This window comes from Bacillus sp. SB49 (assembly GCF_000469135.2).
In the GTDB taxonomy this organism is placed as follows: domain Bacteria; phylum Bacillota; class Bacilli; order Bacillales; family Halobacillaceae; genus Halobacillus.
Map to the genome: position 1 here is coordinate 1,828,469 of NZ_CP048117.1, position 22,496 is coordinate 1,850,964.

Consider the following 22,496-nt stretch of genomic DNA (forward strand, 5'->3'; position numbering starts at 1 on the left):
TAGGAGAGGATTGCGCCTTATGCTATAATGAGTGGAGAACAATTACGTACGTTTTGGAGGATTTACCAATGGCACAATACACACCAATGATGCAGCAATATTTGAAGATCAAGGCAGATCAGCAGGATGCTTTTCTGTTTTTTCGTTTAGGAGATTTTTATGAAATGTTCTTTGAGGATGCCATTCAGGCATCGAAGGAACTCGAGATAACGCTTACGAGCAGGGATGGAGGGTCCAGCGACCGGATTCCGATGTGCGGAGTTCCTTATCATTCTGCTGAAAATTACATAAAACAGCTTGTTGAGAAAGGGTACAAGGTGGCCATCTGTGAGCAGGTGGAAGATCCGAAAGCCGCTAAAGGCGTCGTCAAACGGGAAGTCGTTCAATTGATCACTCCCGGGACGGTCATGGAAGGGAGTATGCTGGAAGAGAAGGAAAATAACTATGTAGCTGCTCTAAGTTCATTTGATGACGGATCTTATGTCGTCAGTTACAACGATTTGACGACCGGTGAGAACAGCGCTGCACTCGTTACGGGTGGTTTCGATGCCGCACTAAGTGAGTTATACAACCGTCCCGTTAAAGAAGTGGTCGTAGCTTCCGACTTTGATGCCGCCCACCAGTCTGTACTCTCCGACCGCTTAGGGTATACGGTATCCCATCAGGACGATGCATCGATCAGTCCGCCGTTTCGACAGCTGGTAGAAGGTGTAAGGGAAGAAAAATTAATATTTGGATTCGGACGTCTTTTGAATTATATCCAGCATACCCAGAAGCGGGCGCTGGATCACCTTCAGCCTCTTCAAATCATCGAATTGAAACAATACATGACGCTTGATATGTATTCGAAGCGGAACCTGGAACTTTTGGAAACGATCCGCAAACAAGGGAAAGCAGGAAGCCTCCTTTCCGTGGTGGATAAGACGATTACTTCCATGGGTGCGAGAATGTTAAAGAAGTGGATGGAACGTCCGCTTCTGTCTGCTGACGCCATTGCGGACCGCCATGATCAGGTGGAGGGTTTCCTTGATCAGTTTATTGAGAGAGAAACACTTCGCGACGAATTAACAAACGTGTACGATCTGGAGCGTCTTGCAGGAAGAGTTGCTTATGGGAACGTCAACGCAAGAGATTTGATTCAACTCCGTAACTCCTTGCAGAAAATTCCGGATATTTTATCAACATTGTCCCGTTTTACACACGGTTCCATCCATAGGCTTTATGAAAAGATTGATCCACTTAAAGACCTCCGTCATCTTCTTGAAGAAAGCATCGCAGAAGATCCTCCCATCGCAGTGAAGGAGGGAGGGATCATCCGGTCCGGTTTCCATGAACAGCTGGATGCCTACCGGGATGCTTCCAAAAATGGTAAGCAGTGGATTGCAGAGCTGGAGCAGAGAGAGAGGAAGGAGAGCGGGATCAAGTCGCTTAAGATCGGTTATAACCGGGTGTTCGGGTACTATATTGAAGTGACAAAAGCGAACCTTAAGTTTCTTCCTGAAGGGAAATATGAACGGAAACAGACATTGACAAATGCAGAACGATTCATTACTCCTGAGCTGAAAGAGAAAGAAACAATGATACTTGAAGCCCAGGAGAAGAGTGTGGAACTCGAGTATGAACTGTTCCTCAAAATAAGAGACGAAGTGAAGTTTTACGTCCAGAAGCTTCAGCAACTCGCTGAACAAATCAGCAGAATCGATGTTCTTCAGGGCTTTGCACAGGTAGCTGAATCCTCTCAATACGTACGACCGACATATCGACAAGAACGAATCGTCGACATTAGAGAGGGGCGCCATCCGGTGGTGGAACAGGTGATGAAGGACAGCACCTTTGTTCCGAACGATATTTATATGGACGAAGAAACGGATGTCCTGTTGATCACAGGTCCTAACATGTCCGGTAAAAGTACGTATATGCGTCAGCTTGCTTTAACGGCTATCATGGGCCAGATGGGGTGTTTCGTCCCTTGTTCATCAGCAGTGATGCCGATTTTTGATCAAATATTCACAAGAATCGGTGCGGCGGACGACCTTGTTTCCGGTCATAGTACGTTCATGGTGGAAATGCTGGAAGCGAATCATGCCATCAGTCATGCCACGGAAAACAGCATGATTCTGCTTGATGAAATAGGAAGAGGGACGAGCACCTACGACGGAATGGCTCTTGCTCAGGCAATCGTTGAATATATCCACCATGATATTAAAGCGAAGACGCTGTTTTCTACGCATTATCATGAGCTTACATCACTTGAGAATCCACTGAAGCGGCTGAAGAATGTACACGTTCGTGCAGAGGAATATGAGGGAAATGTTATTTTCCTTCACCAGATAAAAGAAGGACCGGCGGATGAAAGTTATGGTATCCACGTAGCGAAGCTCGCAAACCTACCGGAGCCTTTGATCGGCCGGGCGACAGAACTGCTGCACCAGCTGGAGAACGGCAGTCATACGGAAGAGCCTTCGTCTGTAGAAGCAGCTGCCAGTCTGGAGGAGGAACAACAACTCAGTCTATTTGTTGAGGAGACAAAACAGAAGGAAGAGAAGAAGAAGTCTTCCTCCGTGATAGAAAAACGGCTGAAAGCTCTTGATTTAATGGAAATGACGCCGATGGAGGCCATGAACGAATTATACAGCCTTCAGAAAGAACTGAAGAAGTAAGGGGGACACAGAGATGGCGCGTATACGCCTTATGCCGGACCATTTAGCCAACAAAATAGCGGCAGGGGAAGTTGTTGAACGGCCCGCCTCTGTTGTAAAGGAGTTAATAGAAAACAGCATTGATGCCGGTGCATCATGGATTAAAGTCGAACTGCTTGAAGCAGGGCTTGAGCGTATTCGGATCACTGATGACGGTTCCGGTATGGAGGAGGAGGACTGTGAGAGGGCATTCCTTCGTCATGCTACGAGTAAGATCAAGGATGAAAATGATCTATTCCATGTCCGTACCCTCGGCTTCCGGGGGGAGGCCCTTGCCAGTATTGCGGCGGTCAGCCGTCTGACGGTACAGACTTCCACCGGCGACGCGGCCGGGACGAAACTGACTCTTGAAGGGGGAAAGCTCCTTTCCAAAACGAAAAGTGATGCCAGAAAAGGGACGGATATCACGGTAGATGAACTTTTTTATAATACGCCTGCAAGGCTGAAGTATATGAAGACGATTCATACGGAACTGGGGCATGTCACAGATATCCTCAACCGGGTGGCTCTCGCTCATCCAGAAGTCCAGATACTCTGCGTCCATAATGAAAAGCAGATTTTTAAAACGAACGGCCGGGGAGACCTCCTTCAGGTGGTTGCCAACATTTACGGGATGAACGTTGCAAGGAAAATGGTACCAATCGAAGCGGAAAATGCAGACTTTAAAATCACCGGCTTTATTGCTAAACCGGAAGTTTACCGCGCATCCAGAAACTATATGTCTACAATCATCAACGGTCGTTTTATCAGAAGCATACCCTTGAATAAAGCAGTCCTTCAAGGCTATCACACGCTTCTTCCGATTGGTAAAAGCCCTATTGTCGTTTTAAACATCGATATGGATCCGATTCTTGTGGATGTGAACGTACATCCGTCGAAGTTGGAAGTTCGTTTCAGTAAAGAAAAAGAATTGTTCGGCCTGCTTGAGGATACGATCAGGCAGGCGTTTCGAAAGCAGACGCTTATTCCTGAGGTGGAAGAAAAGAAAGAAAAACCGGAGAAATTAAAGTCCACACAGACCTCTATGGAGCTTTATGAAACGAAAAAAGAGGAAGCGCATAAGCACCAGGAAGAAACAATCGGCCAGCTGATTGAAGCAGACGCACCTGTCGAACGACGGGTGGACAATTATACTGCCCGGCAGGATGTCCTTTTGAAAGAAATGGAAGAGCCGTTCGGCAAAGAAGAACGGACTGTCCCCTCCGTCGATTTAACGAGGATGAAAGAAGAGGAGTCACAGCCGAAGAAAAGGGTGCCGACCATGTATCCGATTGGTCAGCTCCACGGGACATATATATTGGCTCAGAATGAAGAGGGTATGTATATCGTCGATCAGCACGCAGCTCAGGAGCGGATCAAGTATGAATTCTTTCGTGATAAGTTAGCGGAAGTGGAGCATGAAGTACAGGAACTCCTCGTCCCGATGACGTTTGATTTTTCAAGGCAGGAGTCGCTGCGCCTGGAAGAACATAAAGAAGAATTAGAGAAAGCAGGTCTTTTCTTTGAATCATTCGGAGAAACCAGTTACATTATCCGCAGCCATCCAATCTGGTTTCCGAAAGGATTTGAAGAGGAGATCATTGATGAAATGATCCAACAGCTGATCACCGAAGAGAGAATTGATATTCTCAAACTTCGGGAAGAAGCGGCAATACTAATGTCCTGCAAACGATCCATTAAAGCAAATCATTATTTGAACCAGGAAGATATGTTCCGTCTGCTGGAGGATCTTCGTAATTCCACGGATCCATTTACGTGTCCGCACGGCCGGCCGATTATTGTTTTTTTCTCAGAATATGAAATGGAGAAAATGTTTAAACGTGTTATGTGATCGTTTCAATTGTTAAGAAATAACCCCAAAAGAAGCTTCTATTCCAGAAGTTTCTTTTGGGGTTATTTTGTTTACATAATATAATTACGGTCATTATTTTGTCGATTAGCTCGTTAAGCTCCCGTAGGGGAGGGTTAGGATATATTTTTTTGTTGGAGAAGGAACCGGAAATAATTATCAATCTGTTTAATATCATCCGGTTGAATACCGAACCAGGCGCTCTTATCAAAGAAAACGGGTTTGTTATAACCTTTCGTTTCGAGCAGCTGCTTGATCTCACGCATTTCATCTTCCTGCTCATCACTTAAGCCAAGCAGGTAATCAGCGGTAGTATGAAGAGCGTTTGCGATCTTCGTCAGATCATCCAGATCAGGAGAAGTATAATTGCGTTCCCAATTTGATACGACTTGTGGGGATACACCGACTTTTTCAGCAAGCATCGACTGCGTTAATCGTCTTTCCTTTCTAAGCGAACGAATCCTTTCATGGACCAATTCAGTCGCCTCCTTTCCTATACTATAACACATACTAACGAGATGCGATAGTGAAACTAACGAATATTTTGAATATTACTAACGGAACTCGTTAGTTTGTGTAACGAAATCCGTTAGTTTGGCTCGTGAGGTATGATTCTGTAGGGATTCCTGTATAATAGGTATCAGCTTTGTTTAGGAGGTAATGGCTTGAAACCGAAAGTAATATCAGTGGTTGGCCCGACAGCCGTCGGAAAATCGAACCTTGGAGTGCGGATTGCGAAGCGTTTCGACGGAGAGGTGATCAGTGGTGATTCCATGCAGATTTACCGGACGATGGATATCGGTACCGCCAAAGTGACGAAAGACGAGATGGAAGGTATCCCGCACCATATGATTGATATCAAAGGTCCGGAGGAAAGCTTCTCCGTGGCGGAATTCCAGCAGAGAGTCCATGGTTTAATCCATGCCATCACTAATCGTGGAAAGCTTCCTGTGCTCGTAGGTGGGACGGGTCTGTACATACAAGCAACGCTTTATGATTTCAATTTTGCAGAGGAAAAGAAAAGTCCGGAAGTTATGGAACGACTCGAACAGGAGTTGGAGGCTCATGGGAAAGAAAATATGTACAAGCGGTTGGAAGAAATCGATCCAACGCATGCAGCTTCTGTTCATCCGAACAACGTGCGCCGGGTGCTCAGAGGTCTGGAACTCTATGAAACAACAGGGAAGACGATGAGTGAATATCAACAAAACCAGGCATCTGAGTCTCCTTTTGATCCATTCCTCATTGGACTCGAAATGGAAAGGTCCCGTCTTTATCAAAGAATCGATGAACGTGTAGATACCATGATCGCATCAGGGCTTCTTGATGAAGTGCGCACTCTCTTCGAGGACGGGCTGGAAGATTCTCAATCCATGAAAGCCATCGGCTACAAAGAGCTCCTTCCATATCTTAAAGGAGAAGGCACCCTGGAAGAAGCGGTTGCCATTCTGAAGAGAAATTCCAGACGTTACGCTAAACGGCAATACACCTATTTTAAAAACAAAATGGACGTTTCCTGGTATGAAGTATCACCGGAGACGTACGAAGAGAAATTTGAAACAATTTTAGCCGATTTAGCAGGAAAGATCCGATAATACGTAGAAACGTACTAGTATAGATAGAAAAGAGGAGGAAGATCCATGGCTCAAACAGTAAATATCCAAGATAACTATTTAAACCAACTAAGAAAAGAACGTATGCAGGTGACCGTCTTTCTGCTCAACGGTTTCCAATTGAGAGGTGTAGTGAAAGCGTTCGATAACTTTACCGTGCTTCTGGAGACGGAAGGGAAGCAGCAGCTTATCTTTAAGCATGCGATTTCCACCTTCGCTCCGCTCAAGAACATTTCATTGGATAAAGAGTAATACCCTTTTCAAAGTCGAACGTTACAGAAAGCGGGTATCCCGGTAATTGCGGGGTACCCGCTTTCTTTTCCTGGGCGTTTGTCACAGGGGATTCCTTCGATGCGTATGATGAAGGGAATTGAGGAGGGATCCATGTGCAACCGCAAGCGAAAACAGCGAAACCCGGCACGATCAATATCGTCCTTCATGAATCAAAAGATAGAACGGTTCCGGTTGGTAAGGGGAAAAGGGTGGAGAAGTCCGTCCCTCTCTTCCATAGAATTGATGAGTATTTCGCCTCTATTATCGGCATGGAAGATCTGAAGCGGAGAGTGAAGGAGATTTATGCCCAGGTGTTGATTGCGAAGAAAAGGGAAGCGGAAGGGTTAAAGGCAAGTGCCCAAGTGCTCCACATGGTGTTTAAAGGGAACCCCGGTACTGGGAAAACAACGGTGGCCAGGATGGTAGCTGCTCTTTTTAATGAAATCGATGTTCTCGAAAAAGGGCATTTCATTGAGGCGGATCGAAGTGATCTCGTCGGTGAGTATATCGGGCATACGGCTCAGAAAACGAAAGACTTAATTCATAAAGCGCTGGGCGGGGTGCTGTTTATCGATGAGGCTTATTCTCTAGCGCGCGGGGGAGAAAAGGATTTTGGGAAGGAAGCGATCGACACGTTGGTCAAGTGCATGGAAGATCACCATGATAAGTTAATTATCATTCTTGCCGGTTATCCGGAAGAAATGGAAGATTTTCTGACAATAAACCCGGGTCTTGCTTCCAGGTTTCCTATTCAGCTGCCTTTCGAGAATTATCAACCGGAGGAGCTTGCCATGATTGCTTCCGGAATGATCAAGGACCGCGATTATCGAATGACTCGCGATGCAGAAAGGAAGCTTTCCCAGCACCTGCGGCTGGTATGCCGCGAACGAAAGAGAAATTTCTCGAACGCCCGCTACGTCAGGAACATGATAGAAGATGCGATCAGGAAGCAGGCGTGGCGTGTCATCAACGGAACGGATTACAAAAAGGAAACGTTGATGACTTTAGGTGCGTCTGATTTTTGTTTCGATGCTTCAGCTCATTTTATTGACTAGTTTACGGGAAACATGTATTCGGTCCTGCTTTTTGTTATGATGGATGGGGATAGATAGAGAAAAGAAGGTGAAAGCATGAAAGAGACAGCGATTTTAGTTGCAAGAAAAGACCCGCGGGCGGACGAAGAACGGTTTCAGTCTTCCCTTCAGGAGCTTCAATCTCTGACCGAGACGGCAGGTGGAGAAGTCTGTAAAATCATCACCCAGAGCAGGGACCGGGTTCACCCGGCTACTTATCTGGGGCAAGGGAAATTGGAAGAAATTAAGCTGGAGGCAGAAGCTGCCGAAGCGGAGTTAATTATATTCAATGATGAACTTTCACCTGGTCAGTTAAGGAACATATCCGATCGGGTGGAGCGTCGTGTTATTGACCGCAGCCAGCTCATTCTGGACATTTTCGCCGGGCGTGCCCGAACGAAGGAAGGGAAGTTGCAGGTGGAACTCGCTCAGTTGCAATATCTGCTTCCGAGGCTCGCTGGTCAAGGTACGGCTCTGTCCCGTCTCGGTGGAGGGATCGGGACGCGTGGGCCGGGAGAAACGAAGTTGGAAACGGATCGGCGCCATATCCAACGCCGGATTGACGACATTAAAGTCAGGCTTGACACAGTCGTACGACAACGGGAGCAGTACCGCAAACGCCGCAAGGAAAATCGTGCCTATCAAATTGCGATTGTCGGATACACCAATGCGGGGAAGTCCACTTTCTTCAATAGAGTGACAGAAAGCCAGTCGTTTGAAGAAGATCTACTGTTTGCGACGCTCGATCCGCTGACGAGGCAGTTGAACCTCCCATCCGGTTTCCGTGTGCTTTTATCGGATACAGTCGGGTTCATTCAGGATCTGCCAACAACGCTCATTGCAGCCTTCCGTTCCACCTTGGAAGAGGTGACAGAGGCGGATTTCGTTCTGCACATGGTAGATGCCTCTCATCCTGATCATATCCAGCAGGAAAAAACGGTTAGAAAGCTGTTGGAAGAACTGGGGGCTTCCCGGCTGCCGATGGTCACCGTATATAATAAAAAAGATCTCCTTACTGGAGACTTCATTCCGCCGAGCCACCCTTCCTTGACGGTCAGTGTCCACGACCCGATCGATTTGAAGCGTGTGCTTCATAAAGTGGAAGATACATGGAAGGAAGACTGGGTGGAATATGATGTGTTTATACCCGCTTCAGATGGAAAACGTCTGCAGCGATTCCGCTCTTCCAGTATCGTTACATCCATGCTGTTCAAGGAAGATCAGGAAGGGTATGCGCTCCACGGCTTCATTGATCCGGATCATCCTTTAAAACATCAGATATTATAATGTAAGGAAGTTGTCAACATGAATGTACAAGAAGTGAAACAAAGAACAGAAGATACCATTAAACTACAGCACCAAGCCATTCAAAGCACTGTAGAATACAACCAAGAAAAAGTGCTTCGTGCCTTTCAGGAACTTCGCGTCAGCGATTCCCATTTTCATCCGACGACAGGGTATGGATATGATGATTTCGGACGTGACACCCTCGAAGCGCTCTATGCGGCCATTTTTCAAGCAGAAGACGCACTGGTGCGGCCTCAACTCATATCGGGCACCCACGCCATAACGACCGCCTTGTTCGGCGTTCTTCGCCCCCAGGATGAACTGCTTTATATTTCCGGGGAACCATATGATACGCTGCATGAAGTGATTGGCCGTCCGGATGGAACGGATAAAGGTTCGCTCCGTGATTTTGGGATCGGATACAAATCCGTGCCGCTTCAGGCGGATGGTTCTTTTGACAGAGAAGGCATAAGAGCCGCGATCCATTCCAATACAAAAGTAGTCGCTATCCAGCGTTCCAAAGGGTATGAGGACCGGCCCTCTTTCCTAATCGAAGAAATCCGGTCCATCATTGAACACGTGCGAAGCATCAAACCTGATGTCGTTGTATTTGTAGATAATTGCTACGGAGAATTCGTAGAACGGGAAGAACCGATTCAGGCGGGAGCGGATCTGATTGCCGGCTCGTTAATTAAGAATCCCGGCGGTGGTATTGCACGGATCGGCGGGTACATAGCAGGCCGTAAAGAATTGATTGAACAGTGCAGCTATCGATTGACAGCCCCGGGGCTTGGAAAGGAAACGGGAGCAAGCCTGAATATGCTCCAGGAAATGTATCAAGGCATCTTCCTTGCACCGAATGTCGTCGGGGAAGCGTTGAAAGGAGCGGTTTTCACTGCCAAGTTCCTTGCAGAGCTTGGTTTCCGTACAAACCCATCCTTCGATGCCCGTAGGACAGACTTGATCCAATCGGTTAGTTTTGATACAGCCGATCAAATGATACGGTTCTGTCAAACGATTCAACAAGCTTCTCCTGTCAATTCCCATGTCCGTCCGGAACCAAGTCCTATGCCGGGGTATGAAGATCCGGTGATTATGGCTGCCGGAACCTTTATTCAAGGGGCGAGTCTCGAACTTACAGCAGACGGACCGATCCGTCCACCATACACAGCATTTGTTCAAGGAGGACTAACATATGCCCATGTGAAGATTGCTGTGCAAAAGGCTGTGGACCAGCTTATATCTGAAGGCATGGTGAAAGTGTGAAAGCATTTCCAAAGCATTGGGAACATTAATGTGTAAACATTTCTCACATATGTTGACATATACCTTGCGTATCGTATAATGAAGGTATCATTCTTATGGGAGGAGGGCACATCGATGAGTGATGAAATTCGTCGTTCCATGCCGTTGTTCCCAATGGGGATTGTTCAATCTCTTACTGATCTGACTGCGAGGCAGATCCGGTACTATGAGCAGCATAAGCTGATCAATCCGGCCAGGTCGGAGGGGAATCGCCGCATATACTCCTTTAATGATGTCGACCGGTTGCTTGAAATCAAGGACCTCATCGACCAAGGGGTTAACATGGCGGGGATCAAGAAAGTTCTCAAGCTTGAAGAGAAGCCTGAGAATGAAGCATATAATGAAGAAGAAGTGAAGGAAGTCCATAATGAACTGACTGAGAAAGAGCTTCGTCGTATGCTGCAGCAAGAACTATTCACATCGGGAAGACAAGGCAAGCTAGGAATCAGACAGGGAGAAATGTCCCGGTTCTTTCATTAATCGTTTCAAGGGGGAAATCCAATGGGTTTAACAAAAGAAGAAATTTACAAAAAAATTGATGAAGAAAACGTACGGTTTATCCGTCTCCAGTTTACGGATATGCTCGGTACGATCAAAAACGTAGAAATTCCACTGAGCCAGCTGGACAAAGCGCTGGACGGCATGATGATGTTCGACGGTTCCTCCATTGAAGGATTCGTTCGGATCGAGGAATCCGATATGTATCTTGTACCTGACATCGATACATTCGTCGTTTTCCCATGGTCTTCAGAAAAAGGCAAAGTGGCACGATTCATCTGTGATATTTACAACCCAGATCAGACTCCTTTTGAAGGTTGCCCGCGTTACAACTTAAAGCGCAACCTCAAGAAGATGGAAGAACTTGGATTCTCCGCTTTTAATATCGGTACAGAGCCGGAATTCTTCCTTTTCAAATTAGATGAAAAAGGCGAACCGACGATGGAATTGAACGACAAAGGCGGGTATTTCGATTTAGCACCGACCGATCTCGGTGAAAACTGCCGTCGTGATATCGTCTTAGAGCTGGAAGAAATGGGATTTGAGATTGAAGCATCCCACCACGAAGTTGCTCCCGGGCAGCACGAAATTGATTTCCGTTATTCCGATGCCCTGAAGCATTGTGACGATATCCAGACATTTAAATTGGCAGTAAAAACCATTGCGCGTAAGCACGGTCTTCACGCTACCTTCATGCCTAAGCCGCTCTTCGGCGTGAACGGATCCGGTATGCACGCAAACATGTCTTTGTTTAATGAGAAGGGGAATGCCTTCTTCGACGAAAACGGAAAAGACCAGTTATCAGAAGTCGCTTATCAATTTACAGCAGGGATCATCAAGCACGCGACCAGCTTTACTGCTGTGACGAACCCTACTGTAAACTCCTATAAGCGTCTCGTTCCTGGCTATGAGGCACCTTGCTACGTTGCTTGGTCCGGACAAAACCGCAGTCCCCTCGTCCGCGTACCTACATCCCGTGGGTTGAGCACGCGAATTGAAGTGAGGAGCGTCGACCCATCCGCAAACCCTTATATGGCAATGGCAGTCCTGTTGTCCGCTGGCCTCGATGGGGTGAAGAATAAGCTGGAAGCACCGGCTCCGGTTGATCGCAACATCTATGTCATGGACAAAAAAGAACGGGAAGCGCACGGTGTGAAAGATCTGCCCGCAACCCTTTACGATGCCCTTGTAGAGCTGCAAAAAGATTCGATCATGGTGGAAGCTCTTGGAGAGCACCTTTTCGAACACTTCATTGAAGCAAAGGAAATCGAATGGGATATGTTCCGCACACAGGTTCATCCGTGGGAAAGAGAGCAGTATCTGCAAACGTACTAAACCTTAAAACCCTTGGGCCTCTAAGCCTCGGGGTTTTTTTATATGCAAGACCCAAGTGGGTTTACATATGTTTAACCTTTAAAAGGTGCAGGTTGATGAATGACAGTACATCTGGAAGTTGAATGCCTACAGGGATGTGAGAGCGCCCTGCAATATTATTTATAGTAATTCTTATAAGCTGATTTCCAGAAGCCTTTCGTTATGCTGAGGGTGAGGAAATAAAAGGTAGGTTAGGGAAAAAAGAAGCACATATCATAATCATATTTTCAACTTAGCGTCAGGAAGATTTAAGCCGGTATTTGATCGTACATTTCCTCTGGAAGAAGCCAGTGGAACCCAGACATATTTTAAAGATACAGGGAAAATGGGGGGGATTGTATTAGTCCCTGAGGCTATTTGAGTTTGAAATTATATAGAAGCGATGAGGGAAACTAAAATCAACAAGTGAATCAGCCATTCCCTGCATCATCCATAATCTAAAGTTTTCTTAAATGAACAACGTTAGTTACGTAGAGTATGTTTACGAACGTTTGTTTACGCTGTGTTTGACTGGATTGTGTTGCTTCCATTCCCCCTGAGCCTTCGCTCCGGGAGATTCTTACCTCAGTGAGAAGGAATGACCGCTTAGCCTTCTTTTATTAATCTTATAATCAAATCTTCGTAAGTATCCACTTGAGCCTGTAACGTTTCATTTATTTGTTTTAATTCCCTTATACGACGAAGCATTTCATCCATTAACTTGAGTTGTTCGTCATTCGTGCGATCCCCGTCGATATCGTCATACAAACGAATTAACTTATCCATTAACTTATCCATTAACTTATCCACACTACCCCTCCTTAATGCCTGGATTTGAATATTATTATACGGTATAAAATGATTAACTTCCTCAGAATAGTTTTATTTAACTATTCTGATTGTTTTTGTTCTATAGCTTTTATTACATCCGTTTTCACATAAAAGAGGTATGCTTACAAATAGAAACCCTCCTATGCTGATTCTTCCGTCCATAAAGATGTCTGGTTTTGGTCTTAGACGGAGAGCATTCAGGTGGTAATAATGTACCCGGGGTGGTTTTTAGTTTTTTGAATAGGGTAAAATACCTATACGAAAGAAACAAAATAAATAAAGAGTAAGGGGAATGAAATGGTTAGTGCAGCAGATAGAGATGTTATAGAAGAGCGCTTGTTTCGATCCATCAATGATAATTTGGCGATGATATATTTTGGAACTGATCGCAAGGTGCGTTATGTCAATGATCGGTTTGCTGATACAATGGGGTACAACTCGAACCGGGAAATTATAGGGAAGGATCATAAGGAGTTCTGTTTCCGGGACTTTTCTGAAAGTGCAGAGTATCTGCTTTTTTGGGAAAATTTGAGAACCGGAAAGAGTTTTCAGAATAAAATTCTCAGAAAGAACAGGCGAGGAGCAGAAATTTGGCTGGAAGCAACCTACATGCCTGTATGGGAGAATGGAATGGTCAGTGGAATATTAAAAGTTGCAACAGACATATCAGAGCGGCAGCAGGGACTTCAGGACCTTGTCGGCAGGTTGAAGGATATGTCTTACACATTAAATGAAAAGGCGGTCCAAGGATTAGCCTTTCAGAATGATTTAAGTGACAGAGTAGATCAGATTTCTTCGATATCTTCTGAAAACACGGAAACGCTTGGGGAGCTTGGTATTCAAACAACTAAGATCCAGGGAGTGGTTAAGACCATTCGTGATATTGCTTCTCAGACAAACTTGTTGTCATTAAACGCCGCAATTGAAGCTGCGCGTGCGGGAGAGCATGGGAGAGGATTCGATGTCGTTGCAAAAGAAGTGCGTAAATTATCGAATAAAGTAGAAAAATCCATCAGCGAAGTGAATGAAAATGTAGAAAGCATTACTAATGAAATAGAAAATATCACAAAGGGAACGGTGAAGATACAAAAAGATGTGGAGGCTGCTTTATCACAAATTAAGTCTGCAAGTGAGATTTATCATGAGCTTGTCGGAGACGGGGAAGAGTTGGAGGTAAGAGCCAATCACTTGCAAGAAATTATATAGATAGATATAAGGGAGCGGCCGTGAACAGAACGGAGCGCTCCTTTTGTATGATTTTTGGGCTTTAGTAAGGGACAGAAGCGGATATATGTGCCCTATGTTGCGGCAAAATGGAACCAAAGGACAAGAGTGAGCATAATCTTGTTACATAGAAGTAGTTACTATTGCTAAATATTTGTAAAGGAAATTAATAGATTAGTAAAGGAGATCATTATGGCAAGATTAGTCTATCCAAGCGGAAGCTGGAACGGCAGGTTGGTTGCTTTGGATGATGGACATGGGATGGAGACTCCTGGGAAGAGAACGCCGTATATACCTGAGCTGGGGCGTCAAATTAAAGAGAATGAGTTTAATAGAAAGGTCGTTGCTTATCTCTCAGATATTCTTTTATACCATGGCTTCCGTGTGCTGCTTGTTGCACCCACAGATGCGGATACCCCTCTTACGACAAGAACAGCAGAAGCGAACAGGTACAATGCAGATATTTACGTGTCCGTGCATTACAACGCATTTGACGGTTCTTTCGGTGGATCAGATCCCAGCGGAATTGAAGTATATGTGTATCCGGGTTCTTTGAATCGGGAGGCTGGCAGATTGGCAGCGCTTGTCGGCAAGTATTTACGGCGAGGGACGCAACAGAACTGGCGCGGTGTAAAAGAAGCCAATTTTCATGTGTTGAGAGAAACAGACATGCCGGCAATTCTGACCGAGAACGGTTACATGGATAACAAACGTGAGGCATTGTTAATGATTAATGAAGCTTTTCAACAAGAAGTAGCAAAGGAACACGCGCAGGGAATCTGTGAGTACTTCGGTGTGGCTTTTAAAGGAGTCGGTGAAACGATCGACAAAAATTACCTTTCTCTTGGGGATACGGGAGAAGCGGTACGTGTGCTGCAGCGCAATTTATTGAAATTGGGCTATTCCATGGGAGGCTACGGGGCCGATGGTTCCTTCGGTCCAGCTACAGAGACAGCTGTCAAAGCTTTTCAGAGGGATCAGGGTTTAAGAGTCGATGGATATTATGGGCCAAATACAAAAAGGGCAATGGAAGAAGCCCTCAAAAAAATGGAGGATGATGAAATGGAAGAGGTTGCAGTTGTCATCAATTCATTTGCTGATTTCCCTGCTGTGGAGACACTTGCTATTCGGGAAAATGCAATGATTGCGTTAAGGCGTACGGCAGAGAGGCGCCAAGTGGCTAAAAAGATAATCGTTGCCGGTGGGGGAACGGCTGGCTTAAAAGGGTCCAATTTTGTTGATCTATCCGGAGCGACGCGTCTGGAGACAGCCCGAAAGATCGAAAATTATTTAAAACGATGAACGGCCCAGGATTTCCCGGTATACTTTCGGCGTCATTCTTCATACAATAGAAGAACAAATGTTCGTAATGGGGTGATGTGTATGCACCAATTATTAAACCGTTCTATGATAGAGCATTTACCGTTAGAAATTATTTATCATGCCCGTGATCAATCTATTTCTCAACGATTAATTCGAGTTATAAGGATGGAGGAAGCCTGTTGCGTGGCTTATTGTTATACACGGAAACAAGTAAGAACGTTCAGATGGGATGGAATTCTTGCCGTGGCAGTTTTTCGTAAAAATAAAGGAACAGAGAAAAGAAGCGGGGCTTAAAACGGCCGCCGCTTCTTTCTGTTTTAATGCACCGTCCGGTATAAACCGACAACTCGTCCTAAAATGGAAACATCATTTAGTATAATCGGTTCCATTGTCGCATTTTCCGGCTGAAGCCTGATGTGGTTCTGTTCTTTAAAAAAGCGTTTAACCGTCGCTTCCTCTTCTTCTGTCATGGCAACGACAATGTCACCGTTCTGAGCTGTCTGCTGCTGTCTGACTACTACCATATCTCCGTCCAGGATTCCTGCTTCTATCATACTCTCTCCCTGTACGATGAGCACAAATGTGTTGTCGTCCGTTCCTGCAAGCGTATCCGGGAGTGGAACGTACTCTTCAATATTTTCGACAGCGGTGATGGGAGACCCTGCTGTGACCTTACCGATCACAGGGGCATAGGCGACCTCGCTTCTGGGAATACTGTGATCCTCTTCTAATTCAATAACTTCAATTGCCCGCGGTTTCGTAGGGTCCCGACGGATAAAGCCTTTTTTCTCAAGCCTTGATAAGTGTCCGTGCACAGTCGAGCTGGAAGCAAGACCCACAGACTGTCCGATTTCCCTAACGGATGGTGGATACCCTTTTAACACTACCTGTTCTTTTATGAAATCTAGTATTTCTTGCTGCCGCTTGGAAAGTTTATTCATAGATTAGCACCTCGTACATAGGATTATAGTAACCACATTGTACCATGGAGGGCAAAAAAACACAAACAAGCGTTCGAAAAAAGTCGTTGACAGGAACGTACATTCGTATATAATTAAAAATATCAAATGCGAACACAGGTTCTTAGGAACGTTCGTTCTTAATATGGAGGGGTTCACATGTTCAATAAACTATCCAAACTGGACGTCACGTACATCATTTTGTTTGTTGTCAGCTTCGCTTTTCTCTATTATTCTATGGTAACGAGCGGATAAGAGAGGGGTTTATTGTAGATGAAGGTTGTCTTGTACTGCCGCGTCAGCACGGAAAAAGAGGCGCAGATCTCATCGTTAAAACGCCAGAGGGCGGAATTGACTGCCATGGCAGAAAATCACGGGTTGGAAATTGTCGATTGCATTGAAGAACAGGCAAGCGGCTACGAAATAGAAAGAGAAGGTATTTTTTCTGTTTTGGAGTACCTTTCTTCAAGACAGGCGGATGCATTGCTGATTCAGGATGAGACGAGGCTCGGAAGAGGGAATACGAAGATAGCCCTTTTCCATCAGCTTAACAGGCTTGGGGTTAAGGTTTATTCCCTTACTCATGAAGGCGAACTTCAGATTTCCGAGTCGGATTCTATGGTGCTTCAGATCGTTGGGATTGTGGAGGAGTATCAGCGGAAAATCCACAATATGAAAATACGAAGAGGAATGAAGAAAGCTGTAGCAGAAGGATATGACCCTTCTGAAAATTTATCCAACAGACATATGGCTCCGGGCCGTGAACGACTCCATTTTCCAATTGAAGAGGTTGTGCGACTTCGCAATAATGATTTGACATTTAAAGATATCGCAGCGACGCTTCGAGGACTGGGATATGACGTTTCTAAAGCGACCGTACATAGAAGGTATAAAGAATACCTATCGCTTGAAAAGGAGACGGAAGAACTGTAATATAAATAGACGATAGACAAGGGTCTGAAGGCTGCTTGTCTTTTTCCGTTTTATGTACCATCGTCTGCTTATCGATCACTAATAAAAAGGAGCAGGATCATATGTTATCCCAAGAGAAAATCAAGCGAATTAATGAGTTGGCCAATAAATCCAAGCAGGTGGATTTGACAGATTCCGAAAAAGCAGAGCAGAAAACGCTCAGACAGGAATACTTGAAAAACGCCCGCAAATCGTTTAAGAACCAATTGAAGGGTGTAACGGTTGTAGATCCAGAAGGAAACGACGTGACACCGGCAAAATTGAAACAGATGCAGAAGAATGAGAAGAAAAATTAACTTCCTCCGCACGCTTAGCCATAAAGCGTGCGGCTTCTTTGTTTAATTTTGTTTATTCAGGGAAAATTAGAACGGTCACGGTTTTATTGAGTCCTGGCGCTTGTCTCAAATGTAATTTCATTATAGGATAATACATGGTACATATGCCTTAACAGAAAGGGGAATGTTTACATGGCTAACAGCCTTGAACAAACATCAATCAATACTATTCGTACTTTATCTATCGATGCAGTAGAAAAAGCTAATTCCGGCCACCCTGGAATGCCTATGGGAGCAGCTCCAATGGCTTACACACTTTGGACGAAGTTTATGGATCACAATCCTAAGAACTCTCAATGGTTCGACCGTGACCGCTTTGTCCTATCCGCTGGACACGGGTCCATGCTTCTTTACAGCATGCTTCACCTGTCTGGTTATGACGTATCCATCGAGGATTTGAAGTCCTTCCGTCAGTGGGATTCTAAAACTCCTGGTCACCCTGAATACGGCCACACGGACGGAGTCGAAGCTACAACTGGTCCTCTAGGTCAAGGGCTTGCAATGGCGACCGGTATGGCAATGGCAGAAGCACACCTTGCTGCTAAGTACAACCGCGGTGATTACAATGTTGTCGATCACTATACCTTCTCCATTTGCGGAGATGGCGACCTTATGGAGGGCGTTTCTCAGGAATCTGCTTCCCTTGCAGGTCACTTAGGTCTTGGGAAATTGATCGTGCTTTATGATTCCAACGACATCTCTCTTGATGGAGACCTGGATCGTTCCTTCAGCGAAAGCGTAGAGAAACGCTACGAAGCTTACGGTTGGGAAGTCATCCGTGTTGAAGATGGAACCGATACCGAAGAAATTGCAGCAGCAATTGAAAAAGCAAAAGCGAATAAAGAGCAGCCTACTATGATTGAAGTGAAAACCGTCATTGGATTCGGTTCACCGAACAAATCCGGTAAGTCCGCTTCTCACGGCGCGCCACTTGGTGCTGAGGAAACAACAGCTACGAAAGAATTCTACAAGTGGGAGCATGAGCCGTTCCACGTACCGGATGAAGTTTATCAAGACTTCAAAGAGAAAATTCAAGACAATGGTCAAGCGAAAGAGCAGGAATGGAACGAGCTGATGAAGCAGTATAAAGAAGCGTATCCAGAGCTTGCCGAAGAATTGGAAACGGCGATCGCTGGTCAGCTTCCGGAAGGCTGGGACAAAGAGCTTCCTTCTTATACAGTAGGAGAAGACAGCCCGGCTACACGTGCGGCATCCGGTGATGCGATCAATGCATTATCCAAAACAGTTCCTTCTTTATTCGGTGGTAGTGCCGACCTTGCAGGATCAAATAAAACAGCAGTCAAAGAAGAAGAAGATTTCACACGTGAAAACTATGCCGGAAGAAACATCTGGTTCGGTGTACGTGAATTCGCTATGGCGGCTGCTATGAACGGAATTGCCCTCCACGGAGGTCTCAAGATCTATGGCGGTACGTTCTTTGTGTTCAGTGATTACCTGCGTCCGGCCGTTCGTTTATCTGCTTTGATGAACCTGCCGGTAAACTACGTCCTTACTCATGACTCTGTAGCAGTAGGAGAAGATGGACCTACTCACGAACCTGTGGAGCAGCTTGCTTCTCTTCGTGCGATGCCTAATCTTGCAGTCCTTCGTCCCGCAGATGGAAACGAAACGAATGCTGCATGGAAGATTGCGATGGAGTCTGAAACGATGCCTACAGCACTCGTATTGACTCGTCAAGGCCTTCCTACACTTGAAGGAACGGAAGAGAAAGCATATGAAGGTATGAAGCGAGGAGCTTATATCCTTAGTGATTCTGACAAAGAAGAGCCTGATGCAATTCTTCTCGCTTCCGGATCGGAAGTTCAGCTGATCGTAGAAGCGCAGAAAGAATTGAAGACAAAAGGATTCGATGTCCGCGTAGTAAGCGTACCGTCCTTTACTCACTTCGAAGCTCAGTCTAAGGAATACAAAGAAGAAATTCTTCCTTCAAACGTTCGCAAACGTCTTGCTGTCGAAATGGGAGCATCCTTTGGTTGGGACCGTTATGTTGGTCTGGACGGCTCTATTATCGGTATCGACAAGTTCGGCGCTTCCGCTCCTGGAGATACGGTAATCAAGAACTACGGTTTCACTGTAGAAAATGTTGTGAAACATGCGGAGAACCTTATGAAATAAATAACAGGGAGAGCTTCCGCCTTCGGAAGCTCTCTTCTTTCCTGTTTTACATAATGTAAATCAGCGTCATTTTGACAAAATAACCATGCCTGTCCTTTCATATTATGACAGCATATCCCTCCTGCGCCCTCTATAATAAGCACAAGGAGAGGATAGCGATGCAGTTTATCATTTTTTCCGTGAAAAGAGAGATTATGGAAAAGTATTACCATAGAGCAGAAGTGCTCAGGCAGTTCTTCCTTGAATGTGTGGAGGAGTATGAGCCGGTTATTCATTACAAGCAGTTGTCTTACATAGTCGATTCTTTTCCATTCTGTGATTTTCCCCTTGCGGAAGGGTCTTTGGAGAAGAAAACGGCCGATTTGTGTCGTCCTTTTTTCGAATTACCGAGCGGCTATGATATAATAAGAAGTAAGAACTATTGTTGTCTCTATTACAGTGAGAGCCTTTGGCAGGCAGAGAGCTCTGTTTTCCACCCGTTAAGGAATACGGATCATTCTTTCTTTATTATCGAATTGTCCGGTCAATATTATGGATGGATTGCCCCGCTGCCTTCTGCCAGACTCTTCTCTTAAAACGGCTATTGTATTCTCATAGACGTTTTACTATACTGTTATGGGAGACAATTCGAAGGAGGAAGACGAAAACATGACACTGGGGATCGTATGGGTTATCATCATAGCCTTGTTGACTCTTGTCGGTGGTGTAGCCCTGGGCTTCTTCATCGCAAGAAGGTACATGATGAACTATTTAAAGAAAAACCCGCCAATTAACGAACAGATGTTACGTACACTGATGATGCAGATGGGCCAGAAGCCTTCACAGAAGAAGATCAATCAGATGATGCGTTCCATGAACAACCAAATGAAATAATGAATCGAGCCTTCTACCGGACGTCTGGGAGAAGGCTCTATCTATGTAAACTTCCATAGATGTTCACACACTTTCGTCGTTTTTCGGATTTTTATTTGATACAATGGTAGGCGAGGCAGAAACAAGGGGGGGTGGGCCAATGACAGAAGTCAATGTATTTCTCGCTTTTGGTGCAGGATTTTTATCGTTTATCTCTCCGTGTGTGTTTCCTTTGTATCCAGCTTTTCTTTCCTACATAACCGGGATGAGCGTTCATGAATTAAAGGAAGATAACGGGATGTTGAAAAGGCGCAGCCTGTTGCACACGGTACTGTTTTTGCTTGGGTTTACCACCATTTTTCTGATTCTTGGATTTTCAGGGAGTTTTATTGGTCAGTTTCTCATTCAAAATGAATCCGTGATCCGTCGCTTAGGAGCAATTCTTATCATTTTCTTTGGTTTCGTCATTATCGGCGTTTTTAATTTTCGTTTTTTAATGAAGGATCGCAAAATAGCGTTCAAGAACCGTCCTTCCGGGTATGCGGGAAGCTTTTTAATTGGTTTAGCCTTTTCGCTGGGATGGACGCCCTGTACGGGGCCGATTCTTGCCGGTGTTTTGTCGCTCGCAGCTGACTCTCCGGACTTGTTTTTAGTCATGATGGTTGCCTATTCCCTCGGTTTCTCCATCCCATTTCTCCTGCTGTCTTTCTTTGTCGGCAAACTGGGTTGGATTAAACGACACAGTGCGGGAATCGTAAAGGCAGGCGGATATGTAATGATAGCGGTAGGGATTGCGCTCTATTTTAACTGGATGACGAAGCTTACTTCCTACCTTGCCGGCTTCTTCGGATTCCAAGGTTTCTGATCATGGATTTTCTGCTGTTTTTGTATTATCATGAAAGTACTTGAATAAAAGACAAAGGAGCATTCGTATGACTCGAACGAACGACATCATTCTAAGAACCACAACAACATTGATCGCCTTCATACTGCTCGGCTTTTCCGTGTATCTATTCTTTGCGGGCCACAATAAGCCTGGGGGAGGATTCATCGGTGGTCTGATGACTTCTGCTGCTATCGTCCTTATGTATATGGCTTATGGTATACGTGCCATGGAAAAGATACTACCGGTCAATTTCCGTTACGCCATTCCTGTTGGATTGATTATCGCCCTTGCTACAGGGGCAGGTTCTTTTCTTTTCAATGTACCTTTTCTCAGCCATACAGACGCTTATTTTCATCTGCCGATCTTAGGGGAAACACACTTGGCTACGGCTATCCTCTTTGACTTAGGTGTTTACTTGGCCGTTGTAGGGGTGACGATGACAATCATTTTAACCATCGCCAACGACAGGGAAGAAGCGGAAGAAGCATTGGATTAATTCGTTTACCAGCGCAATCGGGGACGAAATAAAGAAAGTGTGAATCGGTATGTTCTGGTTAATTGCAAGTACGGTTGCGGCTGCTGGTATGGCTGTTGCCATGATATTTGTCCGACTCCGGGCTTCCAAGCAGCCGGCCAGCATTAAAAAAATTATTCTGCCGCCCTTTTTTATGAGCACCGGGGCGCTTATGTTTGTATTTCCTGTATTTCGGGTGGAGTGGGCACAGGTAGCAGAAGCGCTTTTGATCGGGATGTTGTTCTCTGTTTTACTGATCCGCTCCTCCAAGTTCGAAATAAGGGGAGATCAGATTTTTTTAGTACCCTCGAAAGCCTTTGCATTCATTCTTTTCGGGCTTCTAATTGTCCGAATCATTTTCAAACTGGTTGTCGGACAGCATATCCCTCTCGGGGAAACAAGCGGTATGTTCTTCCTTCTCGCTTTTGGAATGATCTTCACGTGGAGGCTCGCCATGCTCAGGCAGTATCTGCAGTTGGAGAAAAAACTGGATAGAGGAAAGGACCTGGCATAA

Annotated in this window: 23 protein-coding genes and 1 pseudogene; 21 read left to right on the plus strand and 3 right to left on the minus strand. The window is 45.3% G+C overall.

The genetic code is table 11. From position 1 onward, the window contains the following. Window positions 1-68: 68 nt before the first annotated feature. Complete coding sequence (gene mutS, locus M662_RS09605; RefSeq protein WP_026577435.1) at window positions 69-2,660, plus strand: DNA mismatch repair protein MutS; 2,592 nt, start codon at window positions 69-71, stop codon at window positions 2,658-2,660. 13 nt (window positions 2,661-2,673) lie between these two features. Next, window positions 2,674-4,530 (plus strand): DNA mismatch repair endonuclease MutL, encoded by a 1,857-nt coding sequence (mutL, locus tag M662_RS09610; protein WP_008640092.1) that lies wholly within the window; start codon window positions 2,674-2,676, stop codon window positions 4,528-4,530. 134 nt (window positions 4,531-4,664) lie between these two features. Here the strand turns inward: mutL and M662_RS09615 are convergent, their stop codons facing one another. After that, the gene (locus M662_RS09615) at window positions 4,665-5,024 is read right to left on the minus strand and encodes a helix-turn-helix domain-containing protein (protein WP_008640373.1); all 360 of its coding nucleotides are present in this window, start codon (window positions 5,022-5,024) and stop codon (window positions 4,665-4,667) included. Between the two features lie 189 nt (window positions 5,025-5,213). On the opposite strand from M662_RS09615, the gene miaA reads away from it, so the two are divergent. The 7 genes from miaA (at window position 5,214) to glnA (ending at window position 11,932) form a co-directional block, all read left to right on the plus strand. Continuing rightward, window positions 5,214-6,143, plus strand: a complete 930-nt coding sequence (gene miaA, locus M662_RS09620; protein ID WP_008640372.1) for a tRNA (adenosine(37)-N6)-dimethylallyltransferase MiaA — start codon at window positions 5,214-5,216, stop codon at window positions 6,141-6,143. 45 nt (window positions 6,144-6,188) lie between these two features. After that, window positions 6,189-6,413 carry an RNA chaperone Hfq gene (hfq, locus tag M662_RS09625; RefSeq protein WP_008640370.1) on the plus strand — a complete coding sequence of 75 codons (225 nt, stop codon included), beginning with the start codon at window positions 6,189-6,191 and terminating at the stop codon, window positions 6,411-6,413. Window positions 6,414-6,547: 134 nt separating this feature from the next. After that, window positions 6,548-7,489, plus strand: coding sequence for an AAA family ATPase (locus M662_RS09630; RefSeq protein WP_008640369.1), 942 nt, complete (start codon window positions 6,548-6,550; stop codon window positions 7,487-7,489). A 75-nt stretch (window positions 7,490-7,564) separates the two neighbouring features. After that, on the plus strand, window positions 7,565-8,794 hold the full coding sequence (hflX, locus tag M662_RS09635; RefSeq protein ID WP_008640368.1) for a GTPase HflX: 1,230 nt from the start codon (window positions 7,565-7,567) through the stop codon (window positions 8,792-8,794). An 18-nt stretch (window positions 8,795-8,812) separates the two neighbouring features. Further along, window positions 8,813-10,060 carry a methionine gamma-lyase family protein gene (locus tag M662_RS09640; RefSeq protein ID WP_008640367.1) on the plus strand — a complete coding sequence of 416 codons (1,248 nt, stop codon included), beginning with the start codon at window positions 8,813-8,815 and terminating at the stop codon, window positions 10,058-10,060. A 114-nt stretch (window positions 10,061-10,174) separates the two neighbouring features. Then, window positions 10,175-10,579, plus strand: coding sequence for a MerR family transcriptional regulator (locus M662_RS09645; protein WP_008640366.1), 405 nt, complete (start codon window positions 10,175-10,177; stop codon window positions 10,577-10,579). A 21-nt stretch (window positions 10,580-10,600) separates the two neighbouring features. Beyond that, window positions 10,601-11,932, plus strand: coding sequence for a type I glutamate--ammonia ligase (gene glnA / locus M662_RS09650; RefSeq protein WP_008640365.1), 1,332 nt, complete (start codon window positions 10,601-10,603; stop codon window positions 11,930-11,932). 624 nt (window positions 11,933-12,556) lie between these two features. Here the strand turns inward: glnA and M662_RS09655 are convergent. After that, window positions 12,557-12,760: a hypothetical protein gene (locus M662_RS09655; RefSeq protein WP_026577434.1), complete on the minus strand. Its 204-nt coding sequence runs from the start codon at window positions 12,758-12,760 to the stop codon at window positions 12,557-12,559. Window positions 12,761-13,147: 387 nt separating this feature from the next. Here M662_RS09655 and M662_RS19755 point away from each other — a divergent pair. From M662_RS19755 to M662_RS09670, 4 genes and pseudogenes are all read left to right on the plus strand, one after another. Further along, window positions 13,148-13,402 (plus strand): annotated as a pseudogene (locus tag M662_RS19755) (PAS domain-containing protein); the annotation flags it as partial. Then, on the plus strand, window positions 13,391-13,987 hold the full coding sequence (locus M662_RS19695; protein WP_152413439.1) for a methyl-accepting chemotaxis protein: 597 nt from the start codon (window positions 13,391-13,393) through the stop codon (window positions 13,985-13,987). The pseudogene M662_RS19755 and the gene M662_RS19695, both read left to right, overlap by 12 nt. A 210-nt stretch (window positions 13,988-14,197) precedes the next feature. Continuing rightward, window positions 14,198-15,307 (plus strand): N-acetylmuramoyl-L-alanine amidase, encoded by a 1,110-nt coding sequence (locus M662_RS09665; RefSeq protein ID WP_051348864.1) that lies wholly within the window; start codon window positions 14,198-14,200, stop codon window positions 15,305-15,307. 81 nt (window positions 15,308-15,388) lie between these two features. Next, window positions 15,389-15,622 carry a WYL domain-containing protein gene (locus M662_RS09670; RefSeq protein ID WP_152413438.1) on the plus strand — a complete coding sequence of 78 codons (234 nt, stop codon included), beginning with the start codon at window positions 15,389-15,391 and terminating at the stop codon, window positions 15,620-15,622. A gap of 23 nt (window positions 15,623-15,645) precedes the next feature. Here M662_RS09670 and lexA read toward each other — a convergent pair whose 3' ends face one another. Beyond that, complete coding sequence (gene lexA, locus M662_RS09675) at window positions 15,646-16,269, minus strand: transcriptional repressor LexA (RefSeq protein WP_026577432.1); 624 nt, start codon at window positions 16,267-16,269, stop codon at window positions 15,646-15,648. Window positions 16,270-16,560: 291 nt separating this feature from the next. Here lexA and M662_RS09680 point away from each other — a divergent pair, with 291 nt between their 5' ends. From M662_RS09680 to M662_RS09715, 8 genes are all read left to right on the plus strand, one after another. Next, window positions 16,561-17,220: a YneB family resolvase-like protein gene (locus tag M662_RS09680; protein ID WP_026577431.1), complete on the plus strand. Its 660-nt coding sequence runs from the start codon at window positions 16,561-16,563 to the stop codon at window positions 17,218-17,220. Window positions 17,221-17,321: 101 nt separating this feature from the next. After that, the gene (locus tag M662_RS09685; RefSeq protein ID WP_008640353.1) at window positions 17,322-17,555 is read left to right on the plus strand and encodes a DUF896 domain-containing protein; all 234 of its coding nucleotides are present in this window, start codon (window positions 17,322-17,324) and stop codon (window positions 17,553-17,555) included. Window positions 17,556-17,726: 171 nt separating this feature from the next. Beyond that, complete coding sequence (gene tkt, locus M662_RS09690; RefSeq protein WP_008640352.1) at window positions 17,727-19,730, plus strand: transketolase; 2,004 nt, start codon at window positions 17,727-17,729, stop codon at window positions 19,728-19,730. Window positions 19,731-19,888: 158 nt separating this feature from the next. Then, window positions 19,889-20,305: a sporulation inhibitor of replication protein SirA gene (sirA, locus tag M662_RS09695; RefSeq protein WP_008640350.1), complete on the plus strand. Its 417-nt coding sequence runs from the start codon at window positions 19,889-19,891 to the stop codon at window positions 20,303-20,305. Window positions 20,306-20,378: 73 nt separating this feature from the next. Next, window positions 20,379-20,603, plus strand: coding sequence for a YneF family protein (locus M662_RS09700; protein WP_008640348.1), 225 nt, complete (start codon window positions 20,379-20,381; stop codon window positions 20,601-20,603). A gap of 139 nt (window positions 20,604-20,742) precedes the next feature. Then, window positions 20,743-21,447 (plus strand): cytochrome c biogenesis CcdA family protein, encoded by a 705-nt coding sequence (locus M662_RS09705; protein WP_008640346.1) that lies wholly within the window; start codon window positions 20,743-20,745, stop codon window positions 21,445-21,447. Between the two features lie 67 nt (window positions 21,448-21,514). After that, window positions 21,515-21,964, plus strand: a complete 450-nt coding sequence (locus tag M662_RS09710) for a Na(+)/H(+) antiporter subunit B (RefSeq protein WP_026577430.1) — start codon at window positions 21,515-21,517, stop codon at window positions 21,962-21,964. Between the two features lie 49 nt (window positions 21,965-22,013). After that, on the plus strand, window positions 22,014-22,496 hold the full coding sequence (locus M662_RS09715) for a CcdC family protein (protein WP_026577429.1): 483 nt from the start codon (window positions 22,014-22,016) through the stop codon (window positions 22,494-22,496).